We start from the raw sequence: 17,520 nt of genomic DNA on the forward strand, positions 1-17,520 counted from the left end.
AAAAGCGGAGAGACACAATCGGATCTGTTTTGACTATATGCGAATGCCAGGAGGGAGCAAGTAAACTGTGGGAACCTACCGCTTTTGCGCCTTTCTTGTATATTTGCCAAAGCAGCTTATGAAAAACCCATCCACATCCCAACCTTCCCGCTTAAAAAGAATGCTTAGTAAAGCCATTTCTGCAGGCGAACAGGCTACAGCCACCCTCTACTTGCTGAAGTGGCTGGTGATTTGCGTGTTGGTGGGTTCTCTGGCGGGCAGTGCATCTGCTGTGTTCCTGGTGTCGTTAGAGTGGGTGACGAATTACCGGGAGGCCCACCCGACTATTATCTGGCTGCTGCCTGTAGGAGGGTTGGCGGTAGGTTTGCTCTACTACTATTATGGGCAACGGGCAGCTGGGGGCAACAACTTGTTGCTCGAGGAAATACAGCGCCCGCGCGAGGTGGTGCCGTTCCGTATGGCCCCGCTTGTGTTGCTAGGCACGCTGGTTACGCACCTCTTTGGCGGCTCGGCAGGTCGGGAGGGGACGGCAGTGCAGATGGGGGGCACCATCGCCGACCAGTTCACACTGTTGTTCCGGCTGCGCCCCCGCGACCGGAAGGTCTTGATCATTACCGGAATCAGCGCGGGCTTTGCCTCGCTGTTCGGTACGCCGCTGGCAGGTGCGGTATTTGGCCTGGAGGTGTTTATACTAGGCAGGCTCCGCTATGAAGCGTTACTTCCGAGTTTCCTGGCTGCCATCATCGCCGATTATGTCTGTGTGGCCTGGGGCGTGGGCCATACCCATTACAGCATCCCGTTTGTACCCGAAATGACGCTTCCAGGCATGGGGTATACGCTGCTGGTGGGCGCGCTTTTCGGGTTGGCCGGGATGGTATTTGCCAAGGCCACGCATTTTTTTTCCGCGCAGTTTAAGCAGCACATTCGCTATGCTCCTTTCCGGCCATTGCTCGGCGGGGCTGTCGTAGCGGTGGTAGTTTACCTGATGGGTACTACCAAGTACATTGGCTTAGGCATTCCCACCATTCTGGAGTCGTTTGTGGAGGCGCAGCCCTGGTATGCGGCATTTGTCAAAATACTGCTGACGGCCTTTACGCTGGGGGCTGGCTTTAAAGGAGGGGAGGTAACGCCGCTATTCTTTACGGGTGCTACGCTCGGCAGCGCCTTGTCGCTGGTAGTGCCGCTACCTATGGCGCTGTTGGCTGGGATGGGCTTTGTGTCAGTTTTCTCCGGGGCTACCAACACGCCGTTAACGTGTACCATTATGGCCATTGAGTTGTTCGGGGCGGATGGCAGCGTGTTTATGGCGCTGGCCTGTGTCACGGCCTACCTGTTTTCAGGCCACTCGGGCATTTATGGTTCTCAGATCGTTGGGAGCCCCAAATACCTGTTTTTCGGAAGGGAAAAAGGCCGCAACCTCACGGCTGTAGCTGCGCAGCGCAGGAAGCGACAGCAATAACATAAGCTAAACATCAATTCAGCATTCTCTATTACTATCATCTTATTTTTTGATTTCACAAGAATAAGTGGCTGATTTTCACTGATTCATCCTGTTGTTGCGTACAAATAAAGGTAAGCTTATCTTTTTTCACCTTTAAAGTACAGGATATGATTCGATTAGTATGCCTGCTACTCAGCATTTCACTCTTTGCGCTCCCTCTACAGGCGTTGCAGGCGCGGGATTTACCCACAACAGAACGCGACACCGTTTTCATCACTGGCAATAAAAAGCGCGTCAACATCCCTTTCAAGTTTGTACATAACCTGATCGTCATCCAACTTAGAATCAATGGCTCCAGCCCGCTTAATCTGATTCTCGACTCCGGGGTTAAAAACACCCTGATCACCCAACTCTTCTTCACCGACTCGCTCGACCTGAACGAGGTGAACAAGATCCAGATTCGTGGACTCGGGGAAGGACACGCCATCGAAGCTTATCAGTCCGGGGGTAATAATATTTCTATGCCTGGCATTGAGGGCGTAAACAACGAGGTGTATGTGCTGATGGAAGATGTTTTCCATTTATCTACCCGAATGGGGATGCCCGTGCACGGCATTATCGGGTATGATATTTTTAAAAACTTTGTCGTCAAGATAAATTACAACACCAATATCCTCACTTTATACCCTCCGGACACAAAACTGAAGAAGCGAAAAAAAGCAGAGGAGTACCCGCTCTACATTGAGGGCTCCAAAGCCTACGTATACGGCAAGGTGCGCCAGCACAACGGCGACACGGTGCGGGTAAAACTGGTGCTGGATACCGGTGCAAGCCACAGCCTCTCGCTTTATTTGCCAACCGACGAAAGGCTCATGCTGCCTCCCAAGGTAATGAAAGCTTACTTGGGGCGTGGCCTTAGTGGCGATATACTCGGAAAAGTAGGAAGGCTGGATGCTTTTTCATTAGGGAAATATGAGATGGAGGATTTAACGGCCTCTTACCCGGACGAAGCCTCCATTAAACTGGCCCTTAATATAGCCGGTCGAAACGGAAATCTGGGGTCGGATATTCTGTCCAGGTTCACGACTGTTTTTGATTACCCACACAACCGCCTGATCCTGATTCCGAACAGGCGATTCCGGGAACCCTTCAATTACAACATGGCCGGGTTTGAAGTGACCACGCCCTGGCCTGGCAAAAACCTCTACATCGTCTCGAATGTGATAGAGGGCTCTCCTGCAAAGCTGGTGGGCCTGGAGCCGGGCGATCAACTGCTGGATGTAAATGGTAAGGACTGCAATGAAATCAACCTGCCAGAACTCTTAAGGCTATTGGAGAGCAAACCGGGCCGTAAACTTAAGATCCGTCTCCGACGGGAAACAGAAATCCTGGACGTAGACCTTGTGCTGCAAAGCCGCATCTGATCTTTGACGTAAGAAATCTAGCTAGCCGGCTTTCTGAAAGTCGAGGTACACCTGCAGCCCCAGCAATACAATGGCCATCACAATCAGAAAGATGGCGGTATAAAACCGGGCGGGTGGGATTGGCTTGACAAAAGTGTTCCCCTTGTCGTCCTTCCCGGTAAAGCGCAAGTCGGACAGGATAAGGCCATTCCCAAAGCTAAGCCATATAGCCGAAACAAGCGGTTGCTTTGCCAAGAGCAGCGTAGCCAAGCCAATTGCCGAAAAAATAAGCCCAATGATGATCCTGTAAGACAAACTGCGCATCTAAAACCTGTGATTGGTGTGAGTGAATAGGGTGGCAAGTTACATGTTTTGAAATAAAATAGCAGCAGCAAAGCTGATCTAAAGGCACTAAAATGAGTGCGGGACACGTTAGGACCAAATAGCACGACAGGGTTGCCTCCGAGATCGGGAACAAAAAAAATCTGCTTAGGATTTGGTTTTAAAAAAAATATTGTGAAACATTTGTGCTGTTCATTAAGGTACAATGTTTATACCTTTATATTAACAACCTACTAAAACAATGCAAAAAAAGGCGCGTTTATCATCTGACATGATAAAACACTCACCGGTAGCGGTGCGTGCGACTTTTTCTGCCCTTCGTCCTGCAAGGGTAGTTTTAGAGAACATCTCATCTGTAGTCCGCTACAGGCCCTAGGCCGGCGTACTAATTGATTACCTATGCGGTAGTCATAACTTCCCCAACATATATTTTTATAGCCCACGGCAACAGGTTTAACTCAACAGGTTATTCGTGTTAGCTATGTTCTTTTTTGATTTGACCTGTGTGTAGGCACAGACCGGATATTTTATTTTTTTAAACGAATGAATCAATCAGAATTCATTGTTATTGTTGCCACTGAGCAACACATCGCACATTCTCAGCAGATTTGCACTGAGATGGAGGAGTCAGCCAAAGCCAGAGGAACTGGTATAGCGAAACGCTCTCCGGACTACCTCACCCAGAAAATGCTGGAAGGGAAAGCCGTGATCGCGTTGCACGCCGACGGCCGATGGGCAGGTTTCTGCTACATTGAAACATGGGGCCACGGCAAATATGTGGCGAACTCAGGCCTCATCGTGTCACCGGACTTGCGCAAAAGCGGCCTGGCCCGTCAGATCAAGCAGAAGATATTTGAGCTTTCGCGCAAAAAGTACCCGGACGCCAAGATCTTTGGCCTTACCACGGCCCTGGCCGTGATGCGCATCAACTCCAGCCTGGGGTATAAGCCGGTAACTTACTCTGAACTGACCGACGATGAGGAGTTCTGGAAAGGCTGCCGCAGCTGTGTCAATTTTGAGATTCTGCAGAGCAAAAACCGCAGCAACTGCATGTGCACGGCCATGTTGTACGATCCCGCCAAAGACGAGACCTATATCTCGCTGCCCGTAGTGGAGAAGCAGCAGCCCAAAGCCAGCAGCGTGCAGGAGCGTTGGATGCGCCACCGGCAGCGCGCGGCCCAGAACCCGCAGCACACCAATTCTAACATGACAGCGGCTTAATTTTTATAGGTAGAGCAAAAAGATATTTCATACATGAAGAAAGTAGTTTTAGCCTTCAGTGGCGGATTAGACACCTCGTATTGTGCCATTTACCTTGCCCAGGAATTAGGGCTGGAAGTTCATACCGCTATTGTGGATACAGGCGGCTTCTCAGAAGAGGAGTTGAAGGACATCGAGCGACGCGCATACGCCATGGGCTCAAAACAGCATACCCACCTCGATGAAACCATCAATTTCTACAACAGCTGCATCCGCTACCTGGTGTATGGCAACGTGTTGAAGAACAACGTCTATCCGCTGTCTGTAAGCGCTGAGCGCGTGACACAGGCTCTTGCTATTGCCAAACATGCCAAAGCAATCGGTGCCGACGCAGTGGCGCACGGTAGTACCGGTGCCGGTAACGACCAGGTGCGTTTCGACATGATTTTCCAGGCCATTATCCCGGAAGTTGAGATCATCACGCCGATACGCGACAAAAAGCTATCCCGTGAGCAGGAAATCCAGTACCTGAAGGAACACGGCGTGGAGATGGACTTCCAGAAAGCGCAGTACTCTATCAACAAAGGGATTTGGGGCACTTCTGTAGGGGGTAAGGAAACCCTGACCTCCAACCTGCCTTTGCCAGAGTCGGCTTACCCTACCCAACTGAGCAAGCAGGAAGCGGAGCGCGTAACGCTACAATTTGAGAAAGGCGAACTGGTGGGTATAAACGACCAGACATTCGAGCATCCGGTACAGGCCATTCAACACCTGCAGGAACTGGCAGCACCCTTCGCTATTGGCCGCGATATTCATGTGGGGGATACCATCATCGGCATAAAGGGCCGTGTCGGCTTTGAGGCTGCGGCTCCGATTGTGATCATCAAGGCGCACCATACCCTTGAGAAGCATGTGCTGACCAAGTGGCAACTGTACTGGAAAGACCAGCTGTCTGCCTGGTATGGCAACTGGCTGCACGAAGGCCAACTGCTTGACCCAACCATGCGCGACATCGAGGCTTTCCTGGAAAGCACGCAGCAAAACGTGACGGGTAAGGTGTTTGTACTTTTGGCACCTTACCGCTTCCAGGTGGAAGGCATTGAAAGCGCCCACGACCTGATGAGCGACAAATTTGGCAGCTACGGCGAAATGAACCGCGCCTGGACGTCGGATGACGTAAAGGGCTTTGCGAAGATCTTCGGTAACCAGACCAAAATGTACCACAGCATCAACAGCGACGAGGCATGGGGAACGAAGTAAAGATCAAGGCGGGCATTGTAGGCGGCGCTGGTTATACCGGCGGTGAACTGCTGCGCCTGCTGCTGAATCACCCTGACGTAGCGATTGCTTTTGTGCACAGTAACAGCCAAGCGGGCAAACCGGTGCACGCAATCCATAAAGACCTGCTGGGCGACACGGACCTGGCGTTTACTGATACCCTTGCGCAGGATGTGGACGTTCTGTTTCTGTGCGTGGGCCATGGCGAGGCAAAGCGCTTTGTAGAAGCTAGCAATATTGCTCCGGGCATAAAGGTTATTGACCTGAGCCAGGATTTCCGCTGGACCGAAAGCACGACAGCCGATGCGGTAACTGCCGCAGGGCGCACGTTTGTGTATGGCCTGCCGGAACTGCAGCGTGAGCAGATAAAAGAAGCAGCGAATATCGCTAACCCAGGTTGCTTTGCCACAGCCATACAATTGGCACTGCTGCCCTTAGCCAAGGAAAACCTTTTAACCGAGGAGGTTCATGTGAGCGGTATAACGGGTAGCACCGGAGCCGGGCAAAGCCTGAGCGCCACCTCTCATTACAGCTGGCGCAGCAGCAATGCTTCCAATTACAAAGTCCTAAACCACCAGCACCTGCGTGAAATCGGCCGCACCGTGCAGGGATTGTTGAAGTCTGGGATGCCGGACATACATTTTGTACCTTACAGGGGGCCGTTTACCCGTGGCATTCTGTGTACTGCTTACACGCGCAGCAGTCTCAGTCAGGAAGAAGCCCGCGCGCTCTATCAGGCCTACTATGCCGTGCATCCGTTTGTGGTGATTAGCGACAGCACGCCGGACCTCAAGCAGGTGGTGAACACCAACAAGTGCCTTTTGCACCTTGATAAACAGGGCGAACAACTGGTGATCACCAGTATGATCGACAACCTGGTGAAAGGGGCTTCGGGGCAGGCCGTGCAGAACATGAACCTGCTGTTTAGCCTGGACGAGAAAGCCGGTCTACGACTAAAAGCGAGCGCTTTTTAATTAAGCGTATCAACCCTTACGATCAATAACAAACATTTATACTATCTGAAATCATGTACGTGACATATTTCATTTACTGTTTAACCTCTTACATCTAATTCCGCAGCGATATGAATCTCTTCGACGTTTATCCGCTTTTCGATATTACACCAGCCAAAGCCCAGGGTGCCTACCTCTGGGACGACAAAGGGCGCCGTTACCTGGACCTTTACGGCGGACATGCCGTAATTTCCATCGGCCATAGCCACCCGCACTATGTCAAGCGCATTGCCCGCCAACTCTACGACATCGGCTTTTACTCCAACTCCGTGCAAATGCCCCTGCAACAGGAACTAGCCGATAAGCTGGGCAAGCTGAGTGGTTACGACAATTACGAGCTTTTCCTGTGTAACTCCGGTGCTGAGGCGAATGAAAACGCCCTGAAGCTGGCTTCTTTCCAGACAGGTCGTAAAAAAGTAATTGCCTTTACCGGTGCATTCCATGGGCGTACCTCTGCTGCGGTGGCCGTAACAGACAACCCAGCCATACAAGCGCCCATCAACGAAACGGATAACGTCATTTTCCTGCCATTCAACGACGTAGCTGCTTTTCAGGAAGTCCTGGAGCAGCACGGCGCAGAGATAGCGGCAGTCATCATCGAAGGAATTCAGGGCGTGGGCGGTGTGCAGGTGCCTGACAGGGCTTTTCTGCAAACGCTGGCTGCGGGTTGCCAGGAAGTTGGTGCTTTGCTGATTTTAGATGAGGTACAAACAGGGTATGGCCGCACGGGCAAATTCTTCGCACACCAGCATGCCGGTATCCAGCCGGACCTCATCACGGTGGCAAAGGGGATGGGCAATGGTTTCCCGATCGGAGGCGTGCTCATCAGCCCGAAAATTGAAGCCAAGCATGGGATGTTGGGAACTACTTTTGGCGGTAATTACCTGGCATGCGTGGCAGCTTTGGCGGTGTTGGAGGTAATGGAGCAGGAAAACCTGATACAGAACGCCGCTCGGATCGGGAACAGGCTGATAGAGGACCTGCGGCAGCTGCCTGGGGTGCGGGAAGTACGGGGCGAAGGCCTGATGATCGGTGTAGAGATGGAAGAATCCTGTGCCCCGATCCGGAAGCAGCTGCTGACGGAGCACGGTATTTTCACGGGGTCATCCTCTGATAAAAACACGCTGCGCCTGTTGCCCCCCTTATGCATCGGTTTGCGCGAAGTCGAAACGTTTGTTTCCGCTTTCGAGTCCATTCTACATACAAATGCCATACAAGCCAACTAATGAAAAAATTTACCGCTGTACAGGATGTAGCTGATATCAATGATTTGCTGCAAGAGGCGCTACGCCTGAAACAGAACCCCTACCAACACAAACACCTCGGCGAGAACAAGACCTTGGGGCTGATCTTCCTGAACCCTAGCCTGCGCACCCGTATGAGCACCCAGATAGCTGCCGTTAATTTAGGGATGCAGGTGATGGTGATGAACCTGGACAAAGAAGGCTGGGCGCTGGAGACGCAGGAGGGGGCTATCATGAACGGAACCACCGTAGAGCACATCAAAGAGGCCGCCGCCGTGATGGGCCAGTACTGCGACATCATCGGCATCCGTTCTTTCCCGAAACTAAAGGACCGCGAAGAGGATTATAGCGAGGATCTGCTGAACAAGTTCATCACTTATGCTAAAGTGCCGGTGGTGAGCCTGGAATCGGCCACGCGCCACCCGCTGCAAAGCTTTGCCGACCTGATCACCATCACCGAAAACAAGCCAGCTGGCAAACGCCCGAAGGTTGTACTGACCTGGGCCCCGCACGTGAAAGCTATTCCGCAGTGTGTGGCCAATTCTTTTGCCGAGTGGATGGGCCTGGCCGATGTTGACCTGGTGATCACGCACCCGGAGGGGTATGAACTGGCGGACGAGTTCACAGAAGGAGCCAAGCTGGTAACCACGAACCAGCAGGAGGCGCTAAAAGATGCCGATTTCATTTATGTCAAAAACTGGTCGAGCTATGCCGACTACGGCAACGTGCTGACGGACGGGGACGGCTGGATGCTGACAGCAGAAAAACTTAAAGCCACTAACCAGGGCAAAGTAATGCACTGCCTGCCTGTACGCCGCAATGTGGAGCTAAGCGATGAGGTGCTGGACGGACCGCATGCGCTTGTTTTGCAACAGGCCAATAACCGTACCTTTGCGGCGCAGGCTGTCCTGAAACGTATGTTGGAAGGGTTACAATAAACTGAAGCCCGGAAGCTTTCACATACCTTAAATCATACTTATGGAAGAACTGAAGATTATTAAAATTGGCGGCAACATTTTGGATGACGCCACCCAACTGACGCGTTTCCTGAGTGACTTCGCCGCTTTGGAAGGCCATAAGATATTGGTGCATGGCGGCGGCAAAATTGCCTCGTCTCTCGGACAGCGCTTGGGTATAACGCCGCGCATGGTAGAAGGCCGCCGCATCACAGATGCCGAAACGCTGGAACTGGTCACGATGGTGTATGGCGGTTTGATCAACAAAAATGTAGTTGCCCAATTGCAAGCGTTCCATTGCAATGCCCTGGGTATGACAGGGGCTGACGGCAATGCGATATACGCGCAGAAGCGCCCTGTGCGCGAAATAGACTATGGCTTTGCCGGAGATGTGGCTGGGCCGAAAAGCATAAATGCAGCCGTGCTTCAAGGCCTTTTGGCATTAGACCTGACACTGGTTTTTGCGCCACTCACCCACGATGGTAACGGAACATTGCTGAATACCAATGCCGATACAATCGCATCGGTGCTGGCAACTGCGCTGGCCCCCTTTTACGAGGTGAAGCTGATCTATTGCTTCGAGAAAAAAGGCGTTTTGCAAAATGCCGCTGATATCGAAACGGTGATTCCCGAGATTAACAGAAGCCTGTACCAGGAGTTGAAGGCTACCGGGATTGTTTCGGATGGTATGGTGCCTAAATTAGATAATGCCTTCGCTGCGCTGGAAAGCGGTGTGAGCGCTGTATACATCTGCAACGCTTCGGCTGTTGGTCAGATGGTGGCAGGGGCAAAGGCTGGTACACTGATTTCCAGGTAATACTTTGTAGGAGGTTCAAAGCCTGAAAACTTCATAGCCATCTCATATACTATTTCAGAGAGCTCTCCCTTTTATATTTATAAGCGAGACCTTTTCCTGATCATAACATTATTAGACATAACCATATGCGTACTGAGAATAAAAAAATAGCGGTGCTGGGAGGAGGCAACATGGGCGTGGCACTGGCTAAAGGGATGGTGGCTTCCGGCAATCACCAAGCGGCAGACATCACCCTGACCCGGCGCAACCTCCGCGCTTTGGATGAACTGGCAAACGAAGGCTTTCACACCTCCAGCGACAACGCCAGGGCAGTGGCAGAAGCAGACATCATCATCCTGGGTATTTTGCCACAGCAACTTGACGCTGTACTTGATACCATCAAAAGCGAAGTTGATCCGGCCCGCCACCTGTTTGTATCCATCGTTACGGGTGTGAATGTGGCCGATATTATTGCACGGCTAGGGCAGGAGGTGCAGGTCATCCGGGCAATGCCTAATACAGCCATTGCTATCCGGCAGTCTATGACCTGCATTTCGGGTAGCAAGGCGTCACAGGAAAACCAGGCCATTGTGCGGGAGATTTTTGAGGCGGTAGGTGAGACAGTAGAAATCGAAGAGGAGCTGATGACCTCGGCCACGGCGCTTTGCGCCTGCGGGATCGCGTTTTTCCTGCGATCTATCCGTGCTGCCACACAGGGCGGCACCGAGATCGGGTTCCATGCTAAGGACGCGCTGCGCATGGCAGCCCAGACAGCCAAAGGAGCTGCCTCGCTGCTGTTGCACTTTAACAGCCACCCGGAGAACGAAATCGACAAGGTAACCTCCCCAAAGGGATGTACCATAGCAGGCTTGAACGAAATGGAGCATCACGGTTTCAGTTCTGCCTTGATTAAAGGCATTAAAACATCCTCGGGTAAGGCGGAGCAGCTTTACCACAAAGAAAAGTAATTCTCCATGTCCGAAAGTCAACTTTACCAGAACGCTGTCAGCCTGTTAAAAGCGCTCATCCAAACCCCATCGCTGAGCAAAGAGGAGGATAAAACGGCAGACCTTTTAGCGGATTTTCTGGGAGTACAGGGAGTAGCTTATAAGCGGGAGCTCAATAATGTATGGGCTTTCAACAAGTATTACGATGCCGCAAAGCCCACGCTGCTGCTCAACTCGCACCACGACACCGTAAAGCCAAACCCGGGGTGGACCCGAAACCCCTTCGAGGCAACTGTGGAGGAAGGCAAATTGTACGGCCTGGGTAGTAATGATGCCGGTGGATGCCTGGTCTCCCTCATCGCGACTTTCCTGCATTTTTATGACCGCACAGACCTGAAATATAACCTAGTACTGGCTGCTACGGCGGAAGAGGAGATATCCGGACGGAATGGGATAGAGTTGATTCTGCCGAAACTAGGGGCTCTGGAAGCAGCCATTGTGGGAGAACCGACAGAAATGCACCTGGCTGTGGCAGAAAAGGGCTTGCTTGTACTGGACTGTGTGGCCAAAGGAAAAGCAGGGCACGCAGCCCGCGAAGAAGGGATCAACGCAATTTACGAGGCCTTGCCTGATATTGTCTGGATACAAGGGTATCGCTTTCCGAAAGTTTCGGAACATCTGGGGCCAGTTAAAATGACGGTGACTGTAGTACAGGCGGGAGCGCAGCACAATGTGGTGCCCGATACCTGCACCTTTACCGTGGATGTGCGCCTGAACGAGCTTTATACCCTTGAGGAAACGGTGGAGTTTATTCAGCAGCACGTGAAAGCCGAAGTGAAGCCCCGTTCTGTCCGACTCCGGCCTTCGTCTATCCCTTTAGAGCATCCCATGGTAGTGTCAGGCCTTGCACTGGGTAGGCAAACGTATGGCTCACCGACTACATCAGACCAGGCGCTGTTGCCTATCCCGTCACTTAAAATGGGGCCTGGCTTTTCTGGGCGGTCGCATATGGCAGACGAGTTTATATACCTGCAGGAAATAGAAGAGGGTATAACGCTTTATATCGCCTTACTAGAGAATGTTATCAGTTAATTTACCGAGCAATAAAATAGAATCAAGCTGCTAAATCAGGCGGCTTATAAATTAAATAGATACGCATCATCATACACACCTTACCGCATGAAACTCTGGCAAAAAGAAACTGGCACAGCCGCAGAAATAGAAGCCTTTACAGTAGGCCGGGATGCCGAACTGGATATGCAGCTGGCCCCTTTTGATGTACTGGGTTCTTTGGCGCACACCCAAATGCTGCAGCACATTGGCTTGTTAACTCAAGAGGAGCTGGAGGTGCTTCACGTTCATTTAAAGGAGATTTACAGAGCCATTGAGGCGGGGGATTTTACGATAGAGCCGGGCGTAGAGGATATTCATTCGCAGGTGGAGCTGGAACTGACGCGCCGTGTGGGCGATGCAGGGAAGAAAATACACAGTGGCCGCTCCCGAAACGACCAGGTGCTACTGGATTTAAAGCTTTATTTCCGGCACCAATTACAGCAGACCGTGGAGGGTGTGAAAAGCCTTTTCGACATGCTGCAACAGCAAAGTGAGCGGTATAAGGAAGTGCTCCTGCCTGGCTATACCCATCTGCAGGTGGCCATGCCCTCCTCTTTTGGGCTATGGTTTGGCGCTTATGCCGAGAGCCTGGTAGACGACATGCATTTGCTGCATGCCGCTTATAAAATTGCGGATAAAAACCCGTTGGGATCTGCTGCTGGCTATGGTTCGTCTTTTCCGCTGGACCGCCAGATGACGACTGATCTGCTGGGCTTTGAGGCCATGAATTATAACGTGGTATACGCGCAGATGGGCCGTGGTAAGTCTGAGCGGGTGGTGGCTACGGCCATGGCCTCGGTGGCGGCTACTATCGCGAAGATGTCCATGGACCTTTGCCTGTACATGAACCAGAACTTTGGCTTCATCGCGCTGCCAGACCACCTAACCACCGGTTCCAGCATTATGCCGCATAAAAAGAACCCCGATGTGTTTGAACTGCTGCGCGGCAAGTGCAATAAGTTGCAGGCACTACCCACAGAAATCTCCATGCTGCTCATCAACCTTCCCTCTGGCTATCACCGCGACTTACAGTTACTGAAGGAAAACCTCTTCCCCGGTTTTGCCGAACTACAAAGCTGCCTCGAAATGCTGACCTATATGCTAGCTGAGTTGAAGGTAAGGGATAACATTCTGGAAGACGAAAAATACCAGTACCTCTTTAGTGTGGATGCTGTGAATGCCCTGGTGCTGCAGGGGATGCCTTTCCGCGATGCTTACAAAGTAGTTGGCGCGCAGATAGAAGCCGGCAATTTCAAACCTGCTGCAGCCGTTACCCATACCCATGAGGGTAGCATTGGAAACCTGTGCAATGATAAAATTGCGGAATTGATGCAACAGGCTATGGCGCAATTCAATTTTGGTAGGGTTAGTCAGGCTTATGCTGCGCTTTTGAAATAAAGGCTTCGAAGGCTTGTGAAACGGCAAGAAGGAAATGGGATGTCTGCATACCCCATTTTCTTCCTGCCGTTTTTTTATAAACCGTACCTACCTGCGCCGACGACCAACCTACCAGGCTACGGCTATACATTCTTTGAATTATGAAATAACAAAATAAGCAAGCTGCGTATACAGATTCGAATAGAACTCTTTTTGCATTTGGCTCCGTGTGATACCAATCAAAATCCATACTCAACCCGACGATTCTACCTGTGGGCCTACCAGTCTGCATGCGGTGTACCGTTATTTCAAAGACACCATTTCTTTAGGGGAAGTGATCAAAGAAGTGCCTTACCTGGACGAAGGCGGTACTTTGGAAGTGCTGCTGGCCTGCCATGCGCTGCAGCGTGGCTACCGGGCACGCATCTATACCTATAACCTGCACATTTTCGACCCCACTTGGTTTTTGCTGAGCAATGAGGAGATTATTGAAAAACTCGAGCTGCAAATGCAGGTGAAGCAAGGGAGCAAACTGCACCGCGCATCGCATGCCTACATCGACTTTTTGCGGTTAGGTGGCGAGCTACGATGCCGGGATCTAACCAAAACCATGCTGCGGGAGTATTTTGACGAGGACATACCGCTGCTCACAGGCCTTAGTGCCACGTACCTTTACCAGGGTGCCCGCGAGAGAGCGGATGAGCACGATATCTCCATCTATGATGACGTGCGGGGCTTCCCAATGGGGCATTTTGTGGTGCTATGCGGCTTTGGGGAAGACCAGAAAAGCGTTGTCGTGGCCGACCCCTACCGCGAGAACCCGTATTTCAAAGACAACTACTACGAAGTGAAAGCCTCCCACTTGATCAATTCGATCATGCTGGGGATGGCAACATTTGATGCCAACCTTCTGGCGATACAACCCGCACATACCAACAAACCTGAACAAGCTTAATACATGCGTAAGATAGTGGTGGTAGACCATCCCAAAGACTGGGACGAGGCTACCGAGAACACAGAAGTGGTGGATACGCAAACTTACCTGACGGATGCGGCCTATACCGATCTCAAGAATGCCCGGATATTTAACCTTAGCAGATCCTACCGTTACCAGAGCGCCGGATACTATGTGTCTTTGTTGGCCGAGGCCCGGGGGCACAAAGCCATACCCAGCGTCACGACGATGCAGGACCTCAAAAGCCCGACGATTGTGCGGGCCATCACGGTAGAACTGAATGAGCTGATACAGAAAAGCCTGGCAGGATTAAAATCTAAAAACTTTACACTCAGCATATACTTTGGCCATAACGTCGCGATGAAGTATGAAAAGCTGTGCAAGCAGTTGCATGACCTTTTTCAGGCCCCTTTGCTGCGTGCGCAATTTGTGCTCAAGGATGAGTGGGTGCTGCAGAGTATCTCGCCCATACCCGTGAATGAAGTGCCTGAGAGTCATCAGCCGGACTTAAAGCGTTTCGCCCTGGCATATTTTGCGCGCCATCGCTTTTCCAGTGTTCGCATCACCCGCAGGATATTTGACCTGGCGATACTAATAGACCCACAGGAAAAAGCGCCTCCTTCTAACGAGAGGGCCTTGCAGCATTTTGTGGAGGCTGCCGAAGGGCTTGGGTTTTATACCGAACTGATCACCAAAGACGATTATCGCCGCCTCTCCGAGTTTGACGCCCTGTTTATCCGCGAAACAACCGCCGTGAACCACCATACCTACCGCTTTGCCCGCAAGGCACACGCCGAGGGGATGGTGGTGATTGATGACCCGGTTTCGATCCTGCGCTGCACCAACAAGGTATACCTGGCTGAATTACTGGCCAAGGCCAAGGTGCCCATCCCCAAAACCATGATCATCCACAAGGATAACTGCGGCGCAGTGGAGGCACACTTGGGCTTACCCTGCGTGCTGAAAAAACCAGACAGTTCCTTTTCGCAGGGGGTGGTGAAGGCAAAGGATGCGGAAAGCCTGAAAAAGGAACTGGAGCTGATGTTGTCCGACTCAGAGTTGATTATCGGGCAGGAGTATACGCCGACAGATTTTGACTGGCGCATCGGGGTGCTCGACAGGCAACCACTTTATGCCTGCAAATACTTCATGGCCAAAGGGCACTGGCAAATCTACAACTGGAATGGCGCCAAAAAGAAGGACGAGGAGGGAGCTGGGGAAACCGTTCCTTTTGAGCAGGTGCCTTTTCATGTGCTGCATACTGCCTTAAAAGCCGCCAACCTGATCGGGGATGGGCTATACGGGGTAGACCTGAAAGAAATAGATGGCAAGGCCTATGTGATTGAGGTAAATGATAACCCCAGCATTGATGCGGGTGTGGAGGACAAGATTCTGAAAAAAGAACTCTATAAGTCCATCATGAAGTCTATCAAGCGCCGCATAGAGTCTTACAAAACGATCCGAAACGATGAATGAGCTGAAAAGGCCGCTGCACCTCTTTGAGGGGTATGGCATTGAACTGGAATACATGATTGTGGAGCGGGAAAGCCTGCGCGTGCTGCCCATCACCGACAAGCTTATTTATGAGGCGGTAGGGGCCTATCTCTCGGATGTGGAGTTTGGGGATATTGCCTGGAGCAACGAGCTGGTGTTGCATGTGGTAGAGCTGAAGACCAATGGCCCGGTCAAAAACTTTGCAGGACTAGCAGCTAAGTTCCAGCAGCATGTGCAGAAAATAAACCTGATGCTGGAGAAACACCACGCGATGCTGCTGCCCACCGGGGCGCACCCGCTCATGAACCCCTATACCGACACCGCACTGTGGCCTCATGAGCACAATGCGGTGTATGAAGCCTATAACCGTATCTTCGACTGCAGGGGCCACGGTTGGGCAAACCTGCAGAGTACCCACCTTAACTTACCCTTTGCCAATGACGAGGAATTCGGGAAGCTGCATGCGGCTATTCGGGTGCTGCTGCCCATCATACCTGCCCTCAGCGCCTCTTCTCCTATTTTAGATGGCAAGGTGACCGGCTTCCAGGACACGCGCCTGGAGGTATACCGCCACAACCAGGACAAAATCCCTTCCATAGCGGGCAGCATCGTGCCTGAGGCGGTATTTACGCGGCAAGAATATGAAGAGCAAATCTTCCAACGCATTTTCAGGGACATCGCGCCTTACGACCCGGAGGGCGACCTGCAGGATGAGTTCTTAAACTCGCGGGGTGCTATTGCGCGCTTCTCGCGCCAAACCATCGAAATCAGGTTACTGGATATTCAGGAATGTCCAGCTGCGGATATGGCGGTGCTGCAAGCTGTGGTGGAAACTCTAAAGGCATTGGTGTCAGGGCAATGGTGCTCGCAGGGTTACTTAAGAAGCTTCCATGAGAAGGATTTGGCTGCGCTTCTGCTGGAAGTGATCCGGGATGGGCAAGAAACTATAATTGAGAATATAGCGTATTTACATTGCTTTGGCATTTCCACAGGCGCTCCTGTTACTGCCAGAGCGCTATGGCACCATGTGGTGCAGCAAATAGCCCCTGATTCAGGAGATAAAGCATCTATTGAGATGATACAGACACTACTTACACAAGGCAATTTATCCAGGCGAATTTTAAATGCGGTGGGGTCTGATCCTTCCACAGATGAGATCAAAACGGTATACCGCCAGTTGGCCAACTGCCTCCAGAACGGCGAAATCTTTTCTCCATAATACTACATGATAAAACTGATACTAACCTGCGAACACGGCGGCAATAAAGTGCCCGCTCCCTATCAACCCTTATTTGAAAACCATCAGGAATTACTTGCCTCGCACGAGGGCTATGACATCGGCGCGCTGGAGCTCTTTCAACAGTTAGAGGGTTTGGCACAAAAGTCCTTCAGCGCTGAAACGACCCGGCTATTGATTGAGTTAAACCGGTCATTGCACCACAAAAAGCTTTTCTCTGTTGTTACCCAGCCACTGCCCAAAGAAGATAAACAGCTAATCATCAAGACGTATTACAGCCCGTATCGGGAGCAGGTCGAAAACCTCATCCATGATTTTGTGATGGCGGGCAGAACCGTGTTGCATATTGCCGTGCACACGTTCACGCCAGTCTTGAAAGGGGAGGAGCGGGATGCCGCCATTGGCCTACTCTACGACCCGCAGCGCAAACCAGAGCAGGCTTTCTGCCGTGACTGGAAAAACGCCTTGAACCAACAGGCTCCTGACTTGCTGGTGCGCTTCAATTACCCTTACCTAGGTATAGCGGACGGCTTCCCGACATACCTGCGCCACAAATTCAGCGCGTCTGAGTATATCGGAATTGAGCTGGAGGTAAACCAAAAATTTGCCCTAGAGGCAGGCACTGCGTGGTTAGAACTGCAACAGGTCATCCGAAAAAGCCTGGAGCAGGTGCTGCAAAGCGACAGCAGGTACCAGACCAGCGATGCTATATAAACAAGATATA

At 51.6% G+C, this 17,520-nt stretch carries 16 protein-coding genes; 15 read left to right on the forward strand and 1 reads right to left on the reverse strand.

The window, feature by feature from the left end:
* Nucleotides 1–160: 160 nt before the first annotated feature.
* Both ACXYMU_RS07830 and ACXYMU_RS07835 read left to right on the forward strand, forming a co-directional pair.
* Entirely contained in the window at nt 161–1,459 is a 1,299-nt protein-coding gene (locus ACXYMU_RS07830; protein WP_458985809.1) for a voltage-gated chloride channel family protein, read from the forward strand.
* 149 nt (nt 1,460–1,608) lie between these two features.
* Nucleotides 1,609–2,865 carry an aspartyl protease family protein gene (locus ACXYMU_RS07835; RefSeq protein ID WP_458985810.1) on the forward strand — a complete coding sequence of 419 codons (1,257 nt, stop codon included), beginning with the start codon at nt 1,609–1,611 and terminating at the stop codon, nt 2,863–2,865.
* A 21-nt stretch (nt 2,866–2,886) separates the two neighbouring features.
* Here ACXYMU_RS07835 and ACXYMU_RS07840 read toward each other — a convergent pair whose 3' ends face one another.
* Entirely contained in the window at nt 2,887–3,168 is a 282-nt protein-coding gene (locus ACXYMU_RS07840) for a hypothetical protein (RefSeq protein WP_458985811.1), read from the reverse strand.
* 561 nt (nt 3,169–3,729) lie between these two features.
* On the opposite strand from ACXYMU_RS07840, the gene ACXYMU_RS07845 reads away from it, so the two are divergent.
* The 13 genes from ACXYMU_RS07845 to ACXYMU_RS07905 all read left to right on the forward strand — a co-directional run bounded on the left by ACXYMU_RS07845 (nt 3,730) and on the right by ACXYMU_RS07905 (nt 17,510).
* On the forward strand, nt 3,730–4,407 hold the full coding sequence (locus ACXYMU_RS07845) for a GNAT family N-acetyltransferase (RefSeq protein WP_458985812.1): 678 nt from the start codon (nt 3,730–3,732) through the stop codon (nt 4,405–4,407).
* 33 nt (nt 4,408–4,440) lie between these two features.
* Nucleotides 4,441–5,646 carry an argininosuccinate synthase gene (locus ACXYMU_RS07850; RefSeq protein WP_458985813.1) on the forward strand — a complete coding sequence of 402 codons (1,206 nt, stop codon included), beginning with the start codon at nt 4,441–4,443 and terminating at the stop codon, nt 5,644–5,646.
* Nucleotides 5,631–6,638 (forward strand): N-acetyl-gamma-glutamyl-phosphate reductase, encoded by a 1,008-nt coding sequence (gene argC / locus ACXYMU_RS07855; RefSeq protein ID WP_458985814.1) that lies wholly within the window; start codon nt 5,631–5,633, stop codon nt 6,636–6,638. Before ACXYMU_RS07850 ends, argC begins: the two co-directional genes overlap by 16 nt.
* Nucleotides 6,639–6,748: 110 nt before the next feature.
* Nucleotides 6,749–7,903, forward strand: a complete 1,155-nt coding sequence (locus ACXYMU_RS07860) for an aspartate aminotransferase family protein (protein WP_458985815.1) — start codon at nt 6,749–6,751, stop codon at nt 7,901–7,903.
* Complete coding sequence (locus ACXYMU_RS07865; protein ID WP_458985816.1) at nt 7,903–8,859, forward strand: Rossmann-fold NAD(P)-binding domain-containing protein; 957 nt, start codon at nt 7,903–7,905, stop codon at nt 8,857–8,859. Before ACXYMU_RS07860 ends, ACXYMU_RS07865 begins: the two co-directional genes overlap by 1 nt.
* Before the next feature lie 40 nt (nt 8,860–8,899).
* Nucleotides 8,900–9,694, forward strand: a complete 795-nt coding sequence (argB, locus tag ACXYMU_RS07870) for an acetylglutamate kinase (protein ID WP_458985817.1) — start codon at nt 8,900–8,902, stop codon at nt 9,692–9,694.
* A 125-nt stretch (nt 9,695–9,819) separates the two neighbouring features.
* Nucleotides 9,820–10,641, forward strand: coding sequence for a pyrroline-5-carboxylate reductase (proC, locus tag ACXYMU_RS07875; RefSeq protein WP_458985818.1), 822 nt, complete (start codon nt 9,820–9,822; stop codon nt 10,639–10,641).
* A gap of 6 nt (nt 10,642–10,647) precedes the next feature.
* Nucleotides 10,648–11,712: a M20 family metallo-hydrolase gene (locus ACXYMU_RS07880; RefSeq protein WP_458985819.1), complete on the forward strand. Its 1,065-nt coding sequence runs from the start codon at nt 10,648–10,650 to the stop codon at nt 11,710–11,712.
* A gap of 87 nt (nt 11,713–11,799) precedes the next feature.
* Nucleotides 11,800–13,131, forward strand: a complete 1,332-nt coding sequence (gene argH, locus ACXYMU_RS07885) for an argininosuccinate lyase (protein ID WP_458985820.1) — start codon at nt 11,800–11,802, stop codon at nt 13,129–13,131.
* A gap of 208 nt (nt 13,132–13,339) precedes the next feature.
* Nucleotides 13,340–14,065, forward strand: coding sequence for a peptidase-C39 like family protein (locus ACXYMU_RS07890; protein ID WP_458985821.1), 726 nt, complete (start codon nt 13,340–13,342; stop codon nt 14,063–14,065).
* A gap of 3 nt (nt 14,066–14,068) precedes the next feature.
* Complete coding sequence (locus ACXYMU_RS07895) at nt 14,069–15,541, forward strand: RimK family protein (protein ID WP_458985822.1); 1,473 nt, start codon at nt 14,069–14,071, stop codon at nt 15,539–15,541.
* Complete coding sequence (locus ACXYMU_RS07900) at nt 15,534–16,778, forward strand: carboxylate-amine ligase (protein ID WP_458985823.1); 1,245 nt, start codon at nt 15,534–15,536, stop codon at nt 16,776–16,778. Before ACXYMU_RS07895 ends, ACXYMU_RS07900 begins: the two co-directional genes overlap by 8 nt.
* Before the next feature lie 6 nt (nt 16,779–16,784).
* Nucleotides 16,785–17,510 (forward strand): N-formylglutamate amidohydrolase, encoded by a 726-nt coding sequence (locus ACXYMU_RS07905; protein ID WP_458985824.1) that lies wholly within the window; start codon nt 16,785–16,787, stop codon nt 17,508–17,510.
* Nucleotides 17,511–17,520: the final 10 nt, after the last annotated feature.

This window comes from Pontibacter sp. CAU 1760, assembly GCF_054482735.1.